We start from the raw sequence: 18834 nt of genomic DNA on the forward strand, positions 1-18834 counted from the left end.
CCCATCATACTCTTGATGAAACATTGATATATCAGTAGTCGACAAAAGATCAACGAGGAGGAAACCCATGACGCAGACCGCCGTGAGCGCCACCGGGATCCCGGCCGAACTGGCCGCCCCGCTGGCCGAGCTGGACCCCGAGGTCGCGGCCCACATTGATGCCGAGCTCACCCGTCAGCGCGACGGGCTGGAGATGATCGCCTCGGAGAACCACACCGCGGCCGCCGTCATGCAGGCACAGGGTTCCGTCCTGACCAACAAGTACGCCGAGGGCTACCCGGGCAAGCGCTACTACGGCGGCTGCGAGCACGTGGACGCTATCGAGACGCTCGCGATTGAGCGCGTCAAGGCCCTCTTCGGGGCAGAATTCGCCAACGTGCAGCCCCACTCCGGCGCCCAGGCGAACGCCTCCGTCATGCACGCCCTCATCAAGCCCGGCGACACGGTGCTCGGGCTGAACCTGGCCCACGGCGGGCACCTGACCCACGGCATGAAGATCAACTTCTCCGGCCGCCTCTACAACATCGTCCCCTACGGCGTGGACGAGACCACCCACACCGTGGACATGGACGAGGTCGAGCGGCTGGCCCGCGAGCACCGCCCGCAGCTGATCATCGCCGGCTGGTCCGCCTACCCGCGCCAGCTGGACTTCGCCCGCTTCCGCGCGATCGCGGACGAGGTGGGCGCCTACTTCATGGTGGACATGGCCCACTTCGCCGGCCTGGTCGCTGCCGGCCTGCACCCCTCCCCGGTCCCCCACGCGCACGTGGTCACCTCGACCACCCACAAGACCCTCGCGGGCCCGCGCGGCGGCATCATCCTGAGCAACGACGCCGACATCGCCAAGAAGATCAACTCCGCCGTCTTCCCCGGCCAGCAGGGGGGGCCGCTGGAGCACGTCATCGCGGGCAAGGCCGTGGCCTTCAAGATCGCCGCAACGGACGGTTTCCGCGAACGCCAGGAGCGCACCCTGGCCGGAGCCAGGATCCTGGCCGAGCGCCTCTCCCGCCCCGATGTGGCCGCGCGCGGCATCACCGTCCTGACCGGCGGCACCGACGTGCACCTGGTCCTGGTCGACCTGCGCGCCTCCACCCTGGACGGGCAGCAGGGCGAGGACCTGCTGGCTTCCATCGACATCACCATCAACCGCAACGCGGTCCCGTTCGACCCGCGTCCGCCCATGGTCACCTCCGGCCTGCGGATCGGCACCCCCGCCCTGGCCACCCGCGGCTTTGGCGAGGAGGCCTTCACCGAGGTCGCCGACATCATCGCCGAGGCCCTCATCGCCGGCACCACCGAAGGCGCCGCAGACCCGCAGGTCCTCACCGGCCTCAAGGCCCGCGTCGAGGCACTCGCCGCGGGCCACCCCCTGTACCCGAACCTCGCCCCGATGGGAGCCCAGTAATGGCTGATCTGCTGCCCGAGCACCCGGAGTTCCTCTGGCGCAACCCGGACCCGGCCCCCTCCTACGACGCCGTCATCGTCGGCGGCGGAGGGCACGGCCTGGCCACCGCCTACTACCTGGCCAAGAACCACGGCCTGACCAACATCGCCGTGCTGGAGCGCGGGTGGCTGGCCGGCGGAAACATGGCCCGCAACACCACGATCATCCGCTCCAACTACCTGTGGGACGAGTCCGCCGGGATCTACGAGCACTCGCTGAAGCTGTGGGAGCAGCTGCCCGAGGAGCTGGACTACGACTTCCTCTTCTCCCAGCGCGGCGTGATGAACCTGGCGCACACCCTCGGAGACGTGCGCGAGAGCATGCGCCGGGTCAACGCCAACGTCCTCAACGGGGTCGACGCCGAGTGGCTCACCCCGGAGCAGGTCAAGGAGCTGTGCCCGATCATCAACATCGGCGACGACATCCGCTACCCCGTGATGGGGGCGACCTACCAGCCGCGGGCGGGCATCGCCAAGCACGACCACGTCGCCTGGGCCTTCGCCCGCAAGTGCGACGAGATGGGCGTGGACATCATCCAGAACTGCGAGGTCACCGGCTTCATCAAGGACGGCAACCGGGTGGTGGGCGTGGAAACCACCCGCGGGCGGATCAACGCCGGCAAGGTGGGCCTGTCCGCGGCCGGCCACTCCTCGGTCCTCGCCGGCCTGGCCGGCTTCCGGCTGCCCATCCAGTCCCACCCCCTGCAGGCACTGGTCTCCGAGCTCTTCGAGCCGGTGCACCCGACCGTGGTGATGTCCAACCACGTCCACGTCTACGTGTCCCAGGCCCACAAGGGCGAACTGGTCATGGGGGCGGGCATCGACTCCTACAACGGCTACGGCCAGCGCGGCGCGTTCCACGTCATCGAGGAGCAGATGGCCGCCGCCGTCGAACTGTTCCCGATCTTCGCCCGGGCGCACCTGCTGCGCACCTGGGGCGGCATCGTGGACACCACCCTGGACGCCTCCCCGATCGTCTCCACCACCCCGATCGATGAGCTCTACGTCAACTGCGGCTGGGGCACCGGAGGGTTCAAGGGGACCCCCGGGGCCGGGTACACCTTCGCCCACACCATCGCCACCGGAGAGGCCCACCCGCTGAACGCCCCGTTCGCGCTGGAGCGCTTCGAGACCGGACACCTCATCGACGAGCACGGCGCCGCCGCCGTCGCGCACTAGGAAGGACGCACCATGCTGCTCATCGAATGCCCCAACTGCGGTCCCCGCGACGAGACCGAGTTCCACTACGGCGGCCAGGCCCACGTCGCCTACCCCGAGGACCCCAACGCGCTGACCGACCGCGAATGGGCCGAGTACCTCTTCTACCGCGACAACCCCAAGGGGCTCTTCGCCGAACGCTGGCAGCACAGCACCGGATGCCGCAAGTGGTTCAACGCCGTGCGCGACACCGTCACCTACGAATTCAAGGCCATTTACCGTATGGGCGAGCCGCGGCCGGCCCTCGCCGAAGGAGGAACCAAGTGAGCACCGCACGCCTGGGCGCCGAGCGCGCCGCCGGCCACGGCATCGACCGCACCCGCGAGGTGTCCTTCAGCGTCGACGGACTCGCCTACACCGGGTTCGCCGGGGACACCATCGCCAGCGCGCTCATCGCCGCCGGCCGCGTGGACTGCGGGGCCTCGATGTACCTGGGCCGTCCCCGCGGCATCCTGAGCGCCGGTGTCGAGGAGGCCAACGCCCTGGTCACGGTGAAGTCCCGCTTCCCCGGACACGTCGACGAGTCGATGCTCCCGGCCACCACCACGGAGATCGCCGAGGGCCTCGAGGCGTCCTACCTGAGCGGCCTGGGCACCCTGGACCCGCGCAAGGACGAGGCCATCTACGACCGCAAGTACGTCCACGCGGACGTGCTGGTGATCGGAGCCGGCCCGGCCGGACTGGCCGCGGCCCGCGAGGCCGCGAAGACCGGCGCCCGGACCATCCTGATGGATGACCAGCCGGCCCCCGGCGGCTCGCTGCTCTCCAGCCGCGGAGAGTCGATCGACGACACCGACGCCCGCGACTGGGTGGCCGGCACCATGGCCCGGCTCGCCCACGCGGAGGAATTCACCTACCTGCCCCGGACCACCGCGTTCGGCAGCTACGACGCCAACTACGTGATCGCCGTCCAGCACCGCACCGACCACCTTCCGGCCCGGGAGCGCCGCGGCGTCTCCCGCCAGCGGATCTGGCACGTGCGCGCCGCCCAGGTGGTGCTTGCCACCGGTGCGCACGAGCGCCCGATCGTCTTCGCCAACAACGACCGGCCCGGCATCATGCTCGCCGGCGCGGTGCGCTCCTACCTGAACCGCTACGCCGTGGCCGCCGGCTCCAACATCGCCGTGGCCACCACCAACGACTCGGCCTACGCACTGGTCGAGGACCTGCACGCGGCCGGGCTGGGCGTCGCCGTCGTCGTGGATTCCCGCCCGGTTCCCTCCCCCACCGCCGCCGCGGTCCTGGAAGCCACCGGCACGCGCGGGATCTTCGGCGCGGCCGTCGTGGACACCGCCGGGGACGGCACCGCGGGCCGGGTCAGCTCGGTCACGGTGGGCCGGCTGGACGACGCCGGCGCCCTCGCCGGGGAGGTCGAGACCATCGCGGCGGACCTGCTCGCGGTCTCCGGCGGGTTCTCCCCGGTGGTCCACCTGCACAGCCAGCGCCAGGGCAAGCTCGCCTGGAACGAGTCGGTCGCCGGCTTCGTGCCGGCCGCCCCGGTCGCCAACCAGCAGACCGCCGGTGCAGTCAACGGCTCCTACACCCTGCACCAGGCCCTGGCCGAGGGCGCGGCGGCGGGCCACCGCGCCGCGCAGCTCACCGGCCTCTCGGCCCCGCTGGTGGTCCCCGCGGCCGCGGCCGGCGAGGCCGGCCCGGTCCGCCCGCTCTGGCTGGTCCCCGGACTGTCCGGCGAACCGCGCGAGTGGCGCACCCACTTCGTGGACCTGCAGCGCGACCAGACGGTCGCCGACGTGCTGCGCTCCACCGGGGCCGGCATGCGCTCGGTGGAGCACGTCAAGCGCTACACCTCCATCTCCACGGCCAATGACCAGGGCAAGACCAGCGGCGTCAACGTCATCGGCGTGATCGGCGCGGTGCTGAACAAGGAGGACCTGGGACAGATCGGCACGACGACGTTCCGCGCCCCGTTCACGCCGGTCGCCTTCACCGCCCTGGCCGGACGCCAGCGCGGTGAACTCTTCGACCCGGCGCGCGTGACCTCGATCCACCCGTGGCACGTTGCCCACGGCGCCCTCTTCGAGGACGTCGGCCAGTGGAAGCGCCCCTGGTACTACCCGGCCCCGGGCGAGGACATGGACGCCGCGGTACTGCGCGAATGCGCGGCCGTGCGCGAGTCCGTCGGCTTCATGGACGCGACCACGCTGGGCAAGATCGAGATCCGCGGCACCGACGCGGGCGAGTTCCTCAACCGCATCTACACCAACGCGTTCAAGAAGCTCGCCCCCGGCATGGCCCGCTACGGCGTGATGTGCACCCCGGACGGCATGGTCTACGACGACGGGGTGACCCTGCGCCTGGACGAGGAGCGCTTCTTCATGACCACCACCACCAGCGGCGCGGCCAAGGTGCTGGACTGGCTCGAGGAATGGCACCAGACCGAGTGGCCGGAGCTGGACGTGGTGTGCACCTCCGTCACCGAACAGTGGAGCACCGTGGCGGTGGTCGGACCGAAGTCCCGCGCCGTCATCGCCAAGCTGGCCCCGAACCTGGACCTGGACAACGAGGCCTTCCCGTTCATGGCCTTCCGCGAGACCACGCTCTCCAACGGGATCCCGGCGCGGATCTGCCGAATCTCCTTCTCCGGCGAGCTGGCCTTCGAGATCAACGTCGAGGCCTTCTACGGCCTGACCGTCTGGGAGGCCGTCGCCGAGGCCGGCGCGGAGTTCAACATCACCCCCTACGGCACCGAGACCATGCACGTGCTGCGCGCCGAGAAGGGCTTCATCATCGTCGGCCAGGACACCGACGGCACGGTGACCCCGCAGGACGCCGGGATGGAGTGGGTGGTCTCCAAGGCCAAGGACTTCATCGGCAAGCGCTCCTACTCCCGCCAGGACACGGCCCGCACCGACCGCAAGCACCTGGTCGGGGTGCTGCCGGTGGACCGCTCCACCCGGCTGCCCGAGGGCGCCCAGCTGGTCGCCTCCGGCACGCCGATCACCCCGCAGGAGGCGCCGGTCCCGATGCTCGGCTACGTCACCTCCTCCTACCTTTCCGCCGCGCTGGGCCGGCCCTTCGGCCTGGCCCTGGTGGAGAACGGCCGCAACCGGATCGGCGAGGTCGTCCAGGCCCCGCTGGGCGGCCAGCTGGTCGACGTCGAAATCACCTCCCCCGTCCTCTACGACCCCGAAGGGAGCCGTCGCGATGGCTGAGAACACCCTGACCCACGCGTCCACCTCCGCCCCCGCGGACCTCGACGCACTGCGCACGTCCCCGGCGGCCCACCTGGCCGATGCCATGGCGGCCGCCACCGTGACCGGCGAACGGTCGGTGGCGCTGCGCGAAATCGCCTTCGCCATCCAGCTGGGCCTGCGCGCGGTGCCCGGCTCGGCCTCCGCCGCGGCCCTTGAGGCCGAGCTCGGCCTGCCGCTGCCCGCCGGCCACGGCCAGGTCAGCGGCGACCCCGCGGCCGCGCACGTGCTGTGGCTGGGCCCGGACGAGTTCCTGGCCGTGGACACCTCCCGGCGCCAGGCCCCCGGCGCGGCCGACGCGTATGCGGCGGCGCTGGCCGGGCTGCCCGGCCAGGCGGTGGACCTCTCCGCCAACCGGACCATCCTGGAGCTTTCCGGGGCCAGCGCCCGCCAGGTGCTGGAGAAGGGCTGCCACGCCGACCTGCACCCGCGTGCGTTCCCGGTGAACACCGCGATCGCGACCCAGGTCGGCCCGGTCCCGGTGGTGCTGCACCGCACGGGCGAACGCGAGTACCGGCTGTACCCGCGCGCCTCCTTCGCGGACTACCTGGTGCGCTGGCTGCTGGATGCCATGTCCGAGTTCGCGGGGGAAGAGGTCCGCTGATGGCGCTCAGCGTCCTGGACCTCTTCTCCGTCGGCATCGGTCCCTCCTCCTCCCACACGGTGGGGCCGATGCGGGCGGCCCGGCGGTTTACTGCCGAACTGGCCGATGCCGGCCTGCTCACCTCCGCCGCCCGGGTCAAGGCCGAGCTTTTCGGCTCGCTCGGGGCGACCGGAATCGGGCACGGCTCCGATGCCGCGGTGGTCTTGGGGCTGGCCGGCCATGACCCGGAGAGCGTCGACACCGTCGCCGCCCCCGGGATCGTGGCCGGGGCCGCGTCCTCCGGCAAACTCGCCCTGGGCGGGGAGCATGAGGTGGCGTTCGACCGCGCCCGCGACGTGGTGCTGCACCGCCGCCGGTCCCTGCCGGGGCACCCGAACGGGATGCGGCTGTCCGTCTTCGGGCACGACGGGGCGGTCCTGGCCGAGCGCGAGTACTACTCGGTCGGCGGCGGGTTCGTCGTCGCCGCCGGAGAGGGGCCCGCCCCGGCCGGCGGGGCGGACGGTGCGGCCGAGCCGTATCCCTTCGCCTCGGCCGACGAGCTGCTCCGGCGGTGCCGGGAAAGCGGACTGTCCATCGCCGGGGTCATGCTCGCCAACGAGCTCACCCGGCACAGCGAGGAGAAGTTGCGCGCCGAGCTGCTGCGGATCTGGGAGGTCATGCGCGAGTGCGTCGAGAACGGCTGCACCCGTACCGAAGCGACGCTGCCCGGGGGCCTGAAGGTCCGCCGCCGGGCTCCGGAACTGCGCCGGCGCCTGCGCGAGCAGGAGGCCGCGCGGACTGTCGAGGACCCGCTGTGGGCCATGGAATGGGTGAACCTGTATGCCCTGGCGGTGAACGAGGAGAACGCGTCCGGCGGGCGGATCGTCACCGCCCCGACCAACGGGGCGGCCGGCATCATCCCCGCGGTGCTGCACTACTTCACCCGCTTCGTCCGCGGCGCCAACGAGGACCAGGTGGTGGACTTCCTGCTCACCGCCGGGGCGATCGGTTCGCTGTTCAAGCGCAACGCCTCGATCTCCGGCGCGGAGGTCGGCTGCCAGGGCGAGGTCGGCTCCGCGTGTTCGATGGCCGCCGGGGCGCTGTGCGCGGTCCTGGGCGGGACCCCGGAGCAGGTGGAGAACGCCGCGGAGATCGGGATCGAGCACAACCTGGGCCTCACCTGCGATCCTGTGGGCGGACTGGTGCAGGTTCCGTGCATCGAGCGCAACGCGATCGCCTCCGTCAAGGCCATCAACGCAGCCCGCCTGGCCCTGGCCGGGGACGGCGACCACCGGGTGAGCCTGGACCAGGCGATCAACACCATGCGCCAGACCGGTGCTGACATGAAGTCCAAGTACAAGGAAACCTCGCGCGGCGGCCTCGCGGTCAACGTCGTCGAATGCTGAACGGGAAGGTATTGACCATGGAGAACACGGCCGGACGGTTCGTCCTCACCCTCGCCTGCGCGGAGCAGCCGGGCATCGTGCACGCGGTGACCGGGGTGCTGCTCAAGCACGGCGGGGACATCCTGGAGCTCAAGCAGTTCGACGACGGCCCCTCCGGCCGCTACTTCCTGCGGCTGGCCTTCGCCACCGGACCCAGCGAGCTGCCCCAGGGCCGCGAGGCGGCCCTGCGGGCCGACTTCGAGGCGCTGGGCGGGGACCTCGGCGCCACCTGGGAGCTGCGCCAGGAGGGGGCGAAGCGGCGCGTGCTGGTCATGGTCTCCAAGTTCGGGCACTGCCTCAACGACCTGCTCTTCCGCGCGCGCATTGGCGAGCTTCCGGTGGAGATTGCCGCGGTGGTCTCCAACCACCCCGACCACCGCCAGCTGGTCGAGTGGCACGGCATCCCCTTCTTCCACATCCCGGTCACCGCCGACACGAAGCCGGCGGCCGAGGCGCGGCTGATGGACCTGGTGGACCGGTTCGAGATCGACCTGGTGGTCCTGGCACGCTACATGCAGGTGCTCTCCGACGACCTGACCCGCCAGCTCAGCGGGCGCGCAATCAACATCCACCACTCGTTCCTGCCCTCGTTCAAGGGCGCCAAGCCGTATCACCAGGCGTTCGAGCGCGGGGTGAAGACCGTGGGGGCCACCGCCCACTACGTCAACAGCGAGCTCGACGAGGGACCGATCATCGCCCAGCAGGTGGTGGAGGTGGACCACACGTTCGGCCCGGAGGACCTGGTGGCCGCCGGCCGCGACAGCGAGTGCAAGGCGCTCTCCAACGCGGTGAAGTGGCACTGCCAGGGCAGGGTCTTCCTCAACGGCAACCGCACGGTGGTGCTGCGCTAGCTGTACTCAGCCAGCGCGCGGGCGGGCCGCCCCGGGACGCAACCCGTCCCGGGGCGGCCTTTTGCCTGCCCGGCGGGCACAGGACAGGGCAGGACAGGGCAGGGCAGGTGTGGGGGCGCCTATCCCACATGGGTCGGCGCGAACATCCTCAGCAGCGTCTCCACCACCACGACGTTCGGCCCGTCCGCGGCCAGGGACTCCTCCAGCGCGGCGCGCACATCCCCCGGCGCGGCCCGGCGGGCGGGGACCCCGAAGGACCGGGCGAGCGCCACGAAGTCCGGGCGGGCCAGCTCGGTCGCGGTGGCTTTGCCAAACGCGCCGACCATGTACTCGCGCAGGATCCCGTAACCGCCGTCGTCCACGATCAGCCAGGTGACCGGCACGTTGTGCTGCCTGGCGGTGGCCAGTTCGGCGATCGAGTACATCGCGGACCCGTCCCCGGAAACCGCCAGGACCCGGCCGTCGATCCCGGTCTTCCCGGCCACGGCCAGCCCCACGGCCCCGCCGATCGCCCCCGGGTAGCCGAAGCCAAGCCCGCCGGCGCCCTGGGCGGAGTGGAACTCGCCGGTGCGCGCGTCCCAGCAGCTCCACGCCCAGTAGGCGGAGATGGTCATGTCCCAAAACGTCTGCATTGCATCGGGCACCGCGGCCCGGATGTCCGCCAGGAACGCCCGTTCCCGGCCGAGGTCCTGCGCGTCCAGCCGGGCCTGCACCTTGGCCAGCGTTTCCGCCACCACCGCCTCCGGTGCCCGTCCATGCCAGTCGGCGCTTTCGCGCGCCTCCTCCGGGAGCGCGTCCAGCGCGCGCCCCACGTCTTCTAGGGCTGCCCGGGCGTCAGCGCGGATGCCCAGGGCGGGCACGTTGGATTCGAGCACGCGCGGCTCGGCGTCGATCTGGATCATCCGCCCGCGCGGGGTGAGCGTGAAGTAGTTGGAGGTGACCTCCCCGAGCGAGGATCCGACGACGACCAGCACGTCGGCATCCTCCAGGACCTCGGTCACGTGGCGGTCCTCCACCCAGGACTGCAGGCTCAGCGGGTGGTTCCAGGGAAAGGCGCCGTTGCCCCCGGGCGAGCAGACCACGGGGGCGCGCAGCTTCTCGGCGACCCGCAGCAGCGCGTCGCGGGCGTGCGCCCGGCGCACCCCTCCCCCGGCCACGATCACGGGCCGGCGGGCGGCCCCCAGCCAGCGCACGGCCTCCCGGACCAGTTCCACCCGGGGCGGGTGCTCATAGGGCACCGCGAGCGCGTCGGCCACCGGCGGCACCAGCACCGGGGCCAGCAGCACATCCTGCGGCACCTCGACCCACACCGGACCCTGGGGCACGGTGATCGCGTCCGCCCAAGCGTCCTGGATGGCGGAGGGAATGGCGGAGGCATGGTGGACGGTGCGCTGGCTCTTGGTGACGTTGGCGGCGGAGGCCTTCTGGTCGTCGAGTTGGTGCAGCATGCCCCTGCGGCGGGCGCCGAGCCCGGAAAGCGGGATCTGGCTGGCGATCACGACCACCGGAACCCCGGTTGCGTAGGCCTCCTGGAGACCGGCGAGGCTGGTCAGCGCGCCGGGGCCCGTGGAGAGGAAAAGGATCCCGACCTCGTTGGTGGCGCGGGAGTATCCGTCGGCAGAGAACGCCGCGTTGTTTTCCACCCGGGAGGAGACGAACCGCAGCCGCGAGCGCGAGAGCGCGTCGAACAGCCCCAGCGCATGCTGGCCGGGGATGCCGAAGACCGTCTTCGCGCCCAGCGCGGCGAGTGTTTCGACGACCAGGTCGCCGCCGTTCCGGCCCCCCTGCAGGGCGCCCGCGGCCTCCTTCGACTCCACTACGCGTCCTTTCGCTCTCCGGCGGGTAATGTTTCGGTGCGGGTTCGTGCGCCGGTCCGGGACGAGCGCAGGTCAGCCATGAGGGTGATGAGGTCATAGGCCACGTGGGAGGCCGCGACCCCGGTGATCTCGGCATGGTCGTACGCCGGGGCGACCTCCACCACGTCGCCCCCGACCAGGTTCATCCCCCGCAACCCGCGCAGGATCTCCAGCAGCTCCCGGCTGGTAATCCCCCCGGCCTCCGGGGTGCCCGTGCCCGGGGCATGCGCCGGGTCCAGCACGTCAATATCCACCGAGACGTACAGCGGCCGGTTCCCGATGCGCTCGCGCAGCTTCGCCACGATCTCCGCCACGCCCTGGTAATAGACGTCGGAGCTGGTCACGATCCCGAACCCGAACCGCCTGTCATCGTCCAGGTCCTTCTTCCCGTACAGCGGCCCGCGCGTGCCCACATGGGAGAGCGCTTCGGTGTCCAGGATGCCTTCTTCCACCGCCCGCCGGAACGGGGTCCCGTGCGTGTACTCGGCCCCGAAATAGGTATCCCAGGTGTCCAGGTGCGCGTCAAAATGCAACAGCGCCACCGGCTCCCCGGCCCGCTCGGCCGCCGCGCGCAGCAGCGGCAGCGCGATCGTGTGGTCTCCGCCCAGGGTCACCAGCGAGGCACCATCGGCCGTGAGCTCCAACGCGTTCTGCTGGACCGTCTCGATCGCCTCGTTGATATTGAACGGGTTCACCGCCATGTCCCCGGCGTCTGCGACCTGGACCAGCTCAAACGGACTCACGTCCAGGGCCGGGTTATAGGGACGCAACAGACGCGAAGCCTCGCGCACATGATTGCCCCCGAACCGGGCCCCCGGACGGTAGGACACCCCCGCATCAAAAGGCACGCCCACCACCTTCACCTCCGCCCGCCCCACCTGGTCAAGGCGCGGCAACCGGGCAAACGTGGCAGCACCCGCAAAACGCGGGATGCGGGAGGAGTCGATGGGACCGAGGTGCCCGTCGGCCTCAATACGAATCTCTTCCATGGTGCTCCTTGGGAGTCGCCGCGAAACCCGGCGGGGGCGGGCCGGAACGGGACGGGGACGGAACGGGGCGGGGACGGAACGGGGCGGGGACGGGAATGGGACGGAGGCGGGGCCGCGAGGTTGCGGGGAAGTTGTGGAGGCCGGGTGCAGTTCCGGCACACCTTTCCCGCCCGCTTGTTTTCACATAAGCAACATACGTTGCCTAGCATGCTATTTGGTGGGACCACCGTGGTCAAGGCCCCGATATTCCCTCCGCCCCCAGACCTCCGCAGGGCTTGGCCTCCGCATGGAGAAGCGAACATCGTCTAGGGTGATCCGCGTGAGCTACCAGGCCGAGGACACCACCATCGAACATGTGGCGCGCCGGATTGCCATCTCGACCACCGCGCCCTTCGAACTGCTGCGGCACCGCTTCGAGGAACTGGTCCCGGCCGTGTCGCTGGCGGAGCTGCGCGGGGAAGCCGAGGACGGAAACGCGTGGGAGGCGATCCGCCGGGGCACCGAATGGAACGCCCCGTACGGGCTCTGCCGCTTCTGGTCCGACGAGCCCACCGTCCTGATGCGGGTGGCCGGCAACGACACTTCCAGTGCGACTTACCTGGTGGGCAGCCTGACGCTCCAGGCACGGCTGTTCCGGCACAGCCCGGCGACCATGCTGTACTTCCCGGTGCGGATCGAACTGCATGAGGAGCGAACCGGCCGGACCGCCGTCGGATTCGAACAGCCCGGAGCGCAACTGGCTGGCTTCGGAATCAACAAGGTCACGCAGGCCGGCTACGAGCTGGACCGGCTCCTGGGCGACCTGCTGGAGGCCCTGGACCTGCCCCGGCCGGCAGCGCTTCGGCGCTAGGACCTGCCGGGGCGGGCCGTTTCCCCGACGGAAGGACCCGCTAGCGCGAAGCCGCGGGCACCAGGACCCAGAGGACGACGGCCTCCTCGTCCGCCGGGTTGATCCAGGAGTGCGGCTCGCGGCCGGGGAAGGTCACCGAATCCCCGGCCTCCAGCTCAAGGCGCTCATTCGCCAGGACCAGGACGAAGCTTCCGGAGACCACGTGCAGCACCTCCACCTCGCAGTCCACCGAGTACAGCTCCGCCTCGCCGGTGCCGTGCGGTTCCACCACGGCCCGGATCACCTGCAGCCGCTGCTCTGAACGGGCGGTGAGCAGCCGCTCGACAATCCCCTGTCCTCCCAGGGAGATCCGGGGTGCCTCCGCCAACCGGACCAGGTGGGTGTCCGGCTGGGCGAACAGGTCCCCGATAGAGACGCTCAGCACCTGGCACAGGGTCACCAGCGAGGCGACGGAGGGGGACGTGAGGTCGCGCTCGACCCGCGAGAGGAACCCCTTGGTCAGTCCGGTCGATTCGGCCACCTGCTCGATGGTCATGCGCTGGGCCTGCCGCGCGGCGCGAATCTTCGCCCCGATCGCGAGCGGCGCGTTGGTGGGCTCTACGGGCAGGACCTTCATGGCGGGCTTCTCCGGGCGGCAGGCGGGGGACGGGCGGCGGACCGGCCGTGCCAGCCGGGGCGAAGGCGGCGCTGCGGGCGGTCCACATTAGCCTACCGGGCAACGGGCGTTTACCGCCGATAAAGCACCCGCGCCCGTTTCCCCTCCCCCGGGACCCGCGGCTATGCTGGGGGCTGAAGGGGAGTAGTTCCTGAACCGCCCGCGGCCACGCAGGGCGTATGCGGCTTGTCGACATACTGGTCACCACCGTGACCCGGCAATCCACCCGGTTCCAGCCCTCCGGAGGCACTGCGCTCCGGAGGCGCTGTATGGCGGCGGCACCGCCGCGGGCCGGGCGAACGAGACCTTCGGACCGCCAGGCGCGGTCCGAAACTCGCCGCACCCCAAGCAGTTCAGGCAGAGCCGTTCGGACCAGCGCCCCCCGGAGCCCTTTCCGGGGCACGACGACCGAACGAGGACTGATTCATGACACCGGACGCCGCACCGGCCGACCCGTCGCCCGCCGAATCCCCCCAGCGTCCCGCCACCGCACCCCGCCGCAGGCCCACGCCCGCGCAGATCCGCCGCTGGCGCAAGTACCTGGCCGACGAGCGCGCAGAAGGCGCCGTATACCGCGAACTGGCGGCCCGGCGCGAAGGCGAGGAACGCCAGATCCTTTTGGAGTTGGCCCAGGCGGAGCTGCGCCACGAGATGCACTGGCACCGGATGCTCGGCGAGCATGCCCACCGCCGCACCCGCCCCTCCGCCAAGCGCGTGGTGCTGCGCTCCCTGGCACGCCACTTCGGATCCGTGTTCGTCCTGGCACTGGCCCAGCGCGCCGAAGGGGCCTCCCCTTACGCCGAGGACTCCGACGCCACCCCGCAGATGGCTGCGGACGAACTGGTCCACGAGGAGGTGGTCCGCGGCCTCGCCGTCCGCGGCCGCAACCGCCTCTCCGGAAACTTCCGCGCCGCCGTGTTCGGGGCCAACGACGGACTCGTCTCCAACCTGGCGCTGGTCATGGGCATGGGCGCCACCGGCGCCTCCAGCTCCCTGGTCCTCTTCACCGGCTTCGCTGGCCTGCTGGCCGGCGCCCTGTCCATGGGCGCCGGCGAATACGTCTCCGTCCGCTCCCAACGCGAACTGCTCTCCGCCTCCAAGCCCACCCAGGCCACCCTTGCCGCCGCCCCGAACCTGGACCTGGACGCCAACGAACTGGTGCTGGTCTACAAGGCCCGCGGCATGTCCCAGGAGGCGGCCGAGCACCGTGCCGCCGAGCGCATGGGCTACTTCTCCTGCGACTGCGACCCGTCGCTGTCGCTGAACCCGGAGAAGGCCGACGAGGACGGGATGGAGCACGAGACCATCGGCTCGGCCCTGGGCGCCTCCGCCGCCAGCTTCTGCTTCTTCGCCTCCGGCGCAATCGTGCCGATCCTGCCCTACCTCCTGGGATTGTCGGGAACGCCGGCCGTCATCGTCGCTACCGTCCTGGTGGGCCTGGCCCTGCTCTGCACCGGCGGCGTGGTGGGCCTGCTCTCCGGCGCATCGCCGGCGAAGCGCGCTTTCCGCCAGTTGGGCATCGGCCTCGGGGCCGCCGCCTGCACCTACGGCCTGGGGCTGCTCTTCGGCACCACGGCCCTCTAAGGCCTCCGGACCGCCTGCGGGGCTCCGGGGCTCCGGGACAGAGGGGTTCCGTGCCCCGCGGGACGCCGCGCCGACCCCCGCTTTGGTGGCGGGGGCCGTCCTCATGAAACGATAGGAGGATGGCCGAAACAGCATTTCCCCTCATCGACGCCCGCGAGATCCTCCGCGTGGTGGGAGGCGCCGCGTTCACCCGCGGCAAAAGCTACGCCAATGCGGCCACCATCGACGGGTTCGGCTGGGACGGAACCGGCCAGGTGCTTTCCGGAAGGGTCTCCGGGTCCTCCCCCGAGCCCTACCGCACCGAGGTGCGCCTGGCGGACAAGAAGGGCGCCTGGACCATCGCCTCCACCACCTGCAGCTGCCCTGTGGGATCCGGCTGCAAGCACGCCGCCGCCCTGCTGATCTACTCCAACGCCCTGCACCTGCAGGCCAAGGACGTGTTCTTCCGGGACACCGCCGCCACCGCCCCGGCCTGGCAGGAGGCGCTGACCGGGCTGCTGGCCACCGCCAAGCCCGCGGCCCGGGCGCACGGAGCCGACCGGCTGCCGCCGCAGCAGATGGCGCTGCAGTTCGACCTGCAGGACACCACCATCCAGGCGCACCGGCAGTGGGCGCCAGGATCCGGCGTCGGGCGCCAGGTGGCGGCCGCCCAGCGCTGGCGCCTGGGGGTGCGCCCGATGGTCAGGTCCGGCAACGGGCGGTGGGTGCGCGGGAACCTGCGCTGGAACACCATCAGCTTCAAGACCTACGGGCTGAACCTGGATGCGGAGCAGCACCGCTGGTTCTGCCAGTTCGTCCCGCTCTATCGCGCCAACGGACAGCTGTACTTCGGCGAGGACAACGACTGGCTCTTCCTCGACGAGTTCTCCTCGCCCCTGCTGTGGCCGCTGCTGCAGGAGGCCGCCGCCCTGGGCATCGAGCTGACCGGCACCCAACCGGGACTGCACATCGAGGTCGGCGCCACGGCCGGGGTCTCCCTCGCGGCGGTCGGATCCGCGCAGGGCCTGGAGCTGGCCCCGACCGTTGCGGTGGACGGGACGCAGTTGGCGGTGGATGCCGACCTGCCTGCCGGGGCGATCGGCAACCACGGGGTCTACGCCCTCGACGGCGGCACCCTGCGCCTGGCGCCCACCGGCCACCAGCTCGATTCCGCCGAGCTGGAGCTGCTGCGCCGCCGCGAAACAGTCACCGTTCCGGCCTCCGACGTCCCCGTTTTCCTGGCCAAAATCTACCCGCGGCTGGGCCGGCGCATCGCCGTTGCCAGCCCGGACGCATCCGTGGAACTGCCGGACATCCTGCCCCCGAAGCTGAAGCTTTCGGTGCGTTTCGAGGCGGACACTGCCCACCTGGCCTGGGACTTCGACTACGGGCCGGTCTCCGTGGAGGCGGACACCCGTGACACCGCCGCCGAGGCTGCGCTGGAGCAGCGCGCCTTGGCCGTCCTGGCCGCCTCCCCCGTCCTGGAGACCCAGGTCCTGGCCCCGCGCACGCTGCACGGCCTGGACACCGTGGACTTCGTGCGCCGCACGCTGCCCGTCCTGGAGTCCCTGGAGGACGTACGCGTCGAAACGGCCGGCGAGCGTCCCGTGTACCGCGAACTGACTGAGGCGCCGGAGCTGACGGTCACCACCGTGGAGTCGGAGCAGCGCGACTGGTTCGACCTGGGGCTGGTGATCTCGGTCGGCGAGCGCCGCATCCCCTATGCCGACATCCTGCGGGCCCTCTCCCGCGGGCAGACCAAGCTGCTCATGGCGGACCGCACCTACCTGTCCCTGGAGCAGCCGCTCTTCGACAAGCTGCGTGCCCTGGTCGGCGAGGCCAGCCAGCTGCACGACAAGCAGCACGGACTGCGCATCACCCGCTACCAGGCCTCCCTGTGGGAGGAGCTGGAGGCCCTGGCCACCCATACCGAGGCCCCGGACTCCTGGACGGCGTCCGTCGGGTCGCTGCTGGCGTTGGCCGAGGCCGGACCCGTGCCGGTGCCGGCCGGGCTGAACGCACAGCTGCGTCCCTACCAGCGCGACGGTTTCGCGTGGCTCGCGATGCTCTGGCGCAACGGGCTCGGAGGCATCCTCGCCGACGACATGGGCCTGGGCAAGACACTGCAGACCCTTGCCCTGATCCTGCACGCCCGCGACAGCTGGGCAGAGGAAACCGCTCCGTCTTCCCAGCCGGGCCCGTTCCTGGTGGTCGCGCCGACCTCGGTGGTCTCCAACTGGGCCGCGGAGGCGGCCCGCTTCGCCCCGGAGCTGCGCGTGGCCGCCGTCGCGGACACCCAGGCCAAGGCTCCCCAGGGACTGGCCGCGCTGGCCGCCGGGAACGACATCGTGGTCACCTCCTACACCCTCTTCCGCCTCGACGCGGAGGCCTACCAGGAGATCGCGTGGGCGGGCCTGATCATGGACGAGGCCCAGTTCGTGAAGAACAAGGCGACCAAGGCCCACCACGCCGCACGGGACCTGAACGCCCGGTTCAAGCTGGCAATCACGGGAACCCCAATGGAGAACAACCTGATGGAGCTGTGGTCCATCTTCGCCATTGTTTCCCCGGGCCTGTTCCCCTCGGCGGTGAAGTTCGGCGAGCAGTACCAGCGCCCCATCGAGAAGCAGGGCGCGGCGGAGTCCCTGGAACGGCTCCGCCTGCGGGTGCGCCCGTTCATGCTGCGCCGTACCAAGGACGCCGTGGTCACGGACCTGCCGCCGAAGCAGGAGCAGGTGCTGCATGTGGAGCTGGCGCCCAAGCACCGCCGGATCTACGACACGCACCTGCAGCGCGAACGGCAGAAGATCCTGCAGCTGGTGGAGGACATCGACAAGAACCGGTTCACGATCTTCCAGTCCCTGACGCTGCTGCGCATGCTCTCCCTGGACGCGTCGCTGGTGGACGAGGAATACGCCGGCGTGGCCTCGGCCAAGCTGGACGTCCTGTTCGAGCAGCTCGAGGACGTGCTCGCCGAGGGCCACCGGGCCCTGGTGTTCAGCCAGTTCACGTCGTTCCTGAAGAAGGCTGCCGAGCGGCTCGAGGCCGAGGGGGTGGAGTACGCGTACCTGGACGGCTCCACGCGCAAGCGGGGCGAGGTGATCGAAGCCTTCAAGTCGGGCAAGGCCCCAGTGTTCCTGATCTCGCTCAAGGCAGGCGGGTTCGGGCTGAACCTCACGGAAGCGGACTACTGCTTCCTGCTGGACCCGTGGTGGAACCCGGCGGCGGAGTCCCAGGCCGTGGACCGCGCCCACCGCATCGGCCAGACACGAAACGTCATGGTGTACCGGATGGTCGCCAAGGACACCATCGAGGAGAAGGTGGTGGCGCTGCAGGACGCCAAACGCCAGCTGATCTCCTCGGTGATGGATGAGGGCGAGGGCTTCGGCTCGGCCCTGACGGCCGAGGATATCCGGGACCTCCTCAGGGACTGAACCGTTCCCGGGTCCGGCCCGCTAGGGGGCCGGACCCGGGGGAACATGGCGCCGGACTGTTGAGCGGCATGACGCCGGCCCGGGTGGCGGGTGCGCCGGAGCGGCGCTCCGGGTTAGGGTAGTCCCAGCTTCACGAGACATGGCCCCGCGCCTGCACCGCTTCTCCCCTTCGGGGGTCCGGCGGGCGGCGGACAGCTCCGACTGGCCATGCACCAACCCCACGGTGGGACGCGTTCCGCGTTCCGGATTGTTCGGCGGGTGGTTCGGATGACGAAGCGGCCCGTGCGGCGTCCGCCGGCGGGCAAGAACGATCCGAAAGGTCCTGCCATGTCGGCACGTCCACGCCCCGACACCCTCCCTGTCCCCGCGCCGGGCGCGGGCGCCCGCGGTCCGGAGCCGGCCCTGCCGGCCTCCCCGCACGGCGCCCCGCGCTTCGCCAACGACTGGATCGGCGCCACCCTGCGGCTGTGCCCTGAGCGCCGGATGGCGCGCATTGCCGCGGGCACGCTGGAGTGGCTGCTCACCGCCGCCGACTTCGACGCGCTGGCCGCGGCCGCGGAGGGACCCGGGCCGCTCGCCGTGGAATGGAACCCCGACCTCGGCCAGGTCCTCGTGCCGGGCGGCCACCTGCGCGGCGGCGCGTCCTTCTTCCGGCTCCGCTCCTGAAACCACGGCGCTCCTGAAACGACGGCGCTCCTGAAACCACGACGGCGGCGGGTGCGGTCCACGTGGACC

Annotated in this window: 14 protein-coding genes; 11 read left to right on the forward strand and 3 right to left on the reverse strand. The window is 71.0% G+C overall.

Going from position 1 to position 18834, the window contains the following annotated elements:
- Positions 1–67 precede the first annotated feature (67 nt).
- Genes glyA through purU form a run of 7 tightly spaced genes read left to right on the forward strand, consistent with a single transcriptional unit; the run spans position 68 to position 8752 of the window.
- Positions 68–1405 (forward strand): serine hydroxymethyltransferase, encoded by a 1338-nt coding sequence (gene glyA, locus NCCP_RS14080; RefSeq protein WP_149957920.1) that lies wholly within the window; start codon positions 68–70, stop codon positions 1403–1405.
- A complete protein-coding gene (locus NCCP_RS14085; RefSeq protein WP_149957921.1) occupies positions 1405–2622 on the forward strand; it encodes a sarcosine oxidase subunit beta family protein in 1218 nt (405 codons plus the stop codon). Before glyA ends, NCCP_RS14085 begins: the two co-directional genes overlap by 1 nt.
- 12 nt (positions 2623–2634) lie before the next feature.
- On the forward strand, positions 2635–2928 hold the full coding sequence (locus NCCP_RS14090; RefSeq protein WP_149957922.1) for a sarcosine oxidase subunit delta: 294 nt from the start codon (positions 2635–2637) through the stop codon (positions 2926–2928).
- Complete coding sequence (locus tag NCCP_RS14095) at positions 2925–5834, forward strand: sarcosine oxidase subunit alpha family protein (RefSeq protein WP_225873852.1); 2910 nt, start codon at positions 2925–2927, stop codon at positions 5832–5834. Before NCCP_RS14090 ends, NCCP_RS14095 begins: the two co-directional genes overlap by 4 nt.
- Positions 5827–6477 carry a sarcosine oxidase subunit gamma gene (locus NCCP_RS14100; RefSeq protein ID WP_149957924.1) on the forward strand — a complete coding sequence of 217 codons (651 nt, stop codon included), beginning with the start codon at positions 5827–5829 and terminating at the stop codon, positions 6475–6477. The genes NCCP_RS14095 and NCCP_RS14100 overlap by 8 nt, the downstream gene beginning before the upstream one ends.
- On the forward strand, positions 6477–7862 hold the full coding sequence (locus NCCP_RS14105) for an L-serine ammonia-lyase (RefSeq protein WP_149957925.1): 1386 nt from the start codon (positions 6477–6479) through the stop codon (positions 7860–7862). The genes NCCP_RS14100 and NCCP_RS14105 overlap by 1 nt, the downstream gene beginning before the upstream one ends.
- 17 nt (positions 7863–7879) lie before the next feature.
- Positions 7880–8752: a formyltetrahydrofolate deformylase gene (purU, locus tag NCCP_RS14110; RefSeq protein ID WP_149957926.1), complete on the forward strand. Its 873-nt coding sequence runs from the start codon at positions 7880–7882 to the stop codon at positions 8750–8752.
- A 119-nt stretch (positions 8753–8871) separates the two neighbouring features.
- Here the strand turns inward: purU and NCCP_RS14115 are convergent, their stop codons facing one another.
- Positions 8872–10569: a thiamine pyrophosphate-binding protein gene (locus tag NCCP_RS14115; protein ID WP_225873853.1), complete on the reverse strand. Its 1698-nt coding sequence runs from the start codon at positions 10567–10569 to the stop codon at positions 8872–8874.
- On the reverse strand, positions 10569–11597 hold the full coding sequence (speB, locus tag NCCP_RS14120) for an agmatinase (RefSeq protein WP_225873854.1): 1029 nt from the start codon (positions 11595–11597) through the stop codon (positions 10569–10571). The genes NCCP_RS14115 and speB overlap by 1 nt, the downstream gene beginning before the upstream one ends.
- A gap of 319 nt (positions 11598–11916) precedes the next feature.
- On the opposite strand from speB, the gene NCCP_RS14125 reads away from it, so the two are divergent.
- Entirely contained in the window at positions 11917–12447 is a 531-nt protein-coding gene (locus NCCP_RS14125) for a DUF302 domain-containing protein (RefSeq protein WP_149957927.1), read from the forward strand.
- 40 nt (positions 12448–12487) lie between these two features.
- On the opposite strand, the gene NCCP_RS14130 is transcribed toward NCCP_RS14125, so the two are convergent.
- Complete coding sequence (locus tag NCCP_RS14130; protein ID WP_149957928.1) at positions 12488–13063, reverse strand: cupin domain-containing protein; 576 nt, start codon at positions 13061–13063, stop codon at positions 12488–12490.
- Positions 13064–13528: 465 nt separating this feature from the next.
- On the opposite strand from NCCP_RS14130, the gene NCCP_RS14135 reads away from it, so the two are divergent.
- The 3 genes from NCCP_RS14135 (at position 13529) to NCCP_RS14145 (ending at position 18765) form a co-directional block, all read left to right on the forward strand.
- Positions 13529–14686, forward strand: a complete 1158-nt coding sequence (locus NCCP_RS14135) for a VIT1/CCC1 transporter family protein (RefSeq protein WP_149957929.1) — start codon at positions 13529–13531, stop codon at positions 14684–14686.
- A gap of 119 nt (positions 14687–14805) precedes the next feature.
- On the forward strand, positions 14806–18099 hold the full coding sequence (locus tag NCCP_RS14140; protein ID WP_149957930.1) for a DEAD/DEAH box helicase: 3294 nt from the start codon (positions 14806–14808) through the stop codon (positions 18097–18099).
- Positions 18100–18426: 327 nt separating this feature from the next.
- Positions 18427–18765, forward strand: coding sequence for a hypothetical protein (locus tag NCCP_RS14145; protein WP_149957931.1), 339 nt, complete (start codon positions 18427–18429; stop codon positions 18763–18765).
- Positions 18766–18834: the final 69 nt, after the last annotated feature.

It is taken from the genome of Zafaria cholistanensis (assembly GCF_008580665.1).
Classification (GTDB): domain Bacteria; phylum Actinomycetota; class Actinomycetes; order Actinomycetales; family Micrococcaceae; genus Zafaria; species Zafaria cholistanensis.

What these genes read in the sequence shown, in the direction of transcription:
- glyA (WP_149957920.1), top strand. Translation starts at nt 68, where the DNA reads ATGACGCAGACCGCCGTGAGCGCCACCGGGATCCCGGCCGAACTGGCC.
- NCCP_RS14085 (WP_149957921.1), top strand. Translation starts at nt 1,405, where the DNA reads ATGGCTGATCTGCTGCCCGAGCACCCGGAGTTCCTCTGGCGCAACCCG.
- NCCP_RS14090 (WP_149957922.1), top strand. Translation starts at nt 2,635, where the DNA reads ATGCTGCTCATCGAATGCCCCAACTGCGGTCCCCGCGACGAGACCGAG.
- NCCP_RS14100 (WP_149957924.1), top strand. Translation starts at nt 5,827, where the DNA reads ATGGCTGAGAACACCCTGACCCACGCGTCCACCTCCGCCCCCGCGGAC.
- NCCP_RS14105 (WP_149957925.1), top strand. Translation starts at nt 6,477, where the DNA reads ATGGCGCTCAGCGTCCTGGACCTCTTCTCCGTCGGCATCGGTCCCTCC.
- purU (WP_149957926.1), top strand. Translation starts at nt 7,880, where the DNA reads ATGGAGAACACGGCCGGACGGTTCGTCCTCACCCTCGCCTGCGCGGAG.
- speB (WP_225873854.1), bottom strand. Translation starts at nt 11,597, where the DNA reads ATGGAAGAGATTCGTATTGAGGCCGACGGGCACCTCGGTCCCATCGAC.
- NCCP_RS14130 (WP_149957928.1), bottom strand. Translation starts at nt 13,063, where the DNA reads ATGAAGGTCCTGCCCGTAGAGCCCACCAACGCGCCGCTCGCGATCGGG.
- NCCP_RS14135 (WP_149957929.1), top strand. Translation starts at nt 13,529, where the DNA reads ATGACACCGGACGCCGCACCGGCCGACCCGTCGCCCGCCGAATCCCCC.
- NCCP_RS14140 (WP_149957930.1), top strand. Translation starts at nt 14,806, where the DNA reads ATGGCCGAAACAGCATTTCCCCTCATCGACGCCCGCGAGATCCTCCGC.
- NCCP_RS14145 (WP_149957931.1), top strand. Translation starts at nt 18,427, where the DNA reads ATGTCGGCACGTCCACGCCCCGACACCCTCCCTGTCCCCGCGCCGGGC.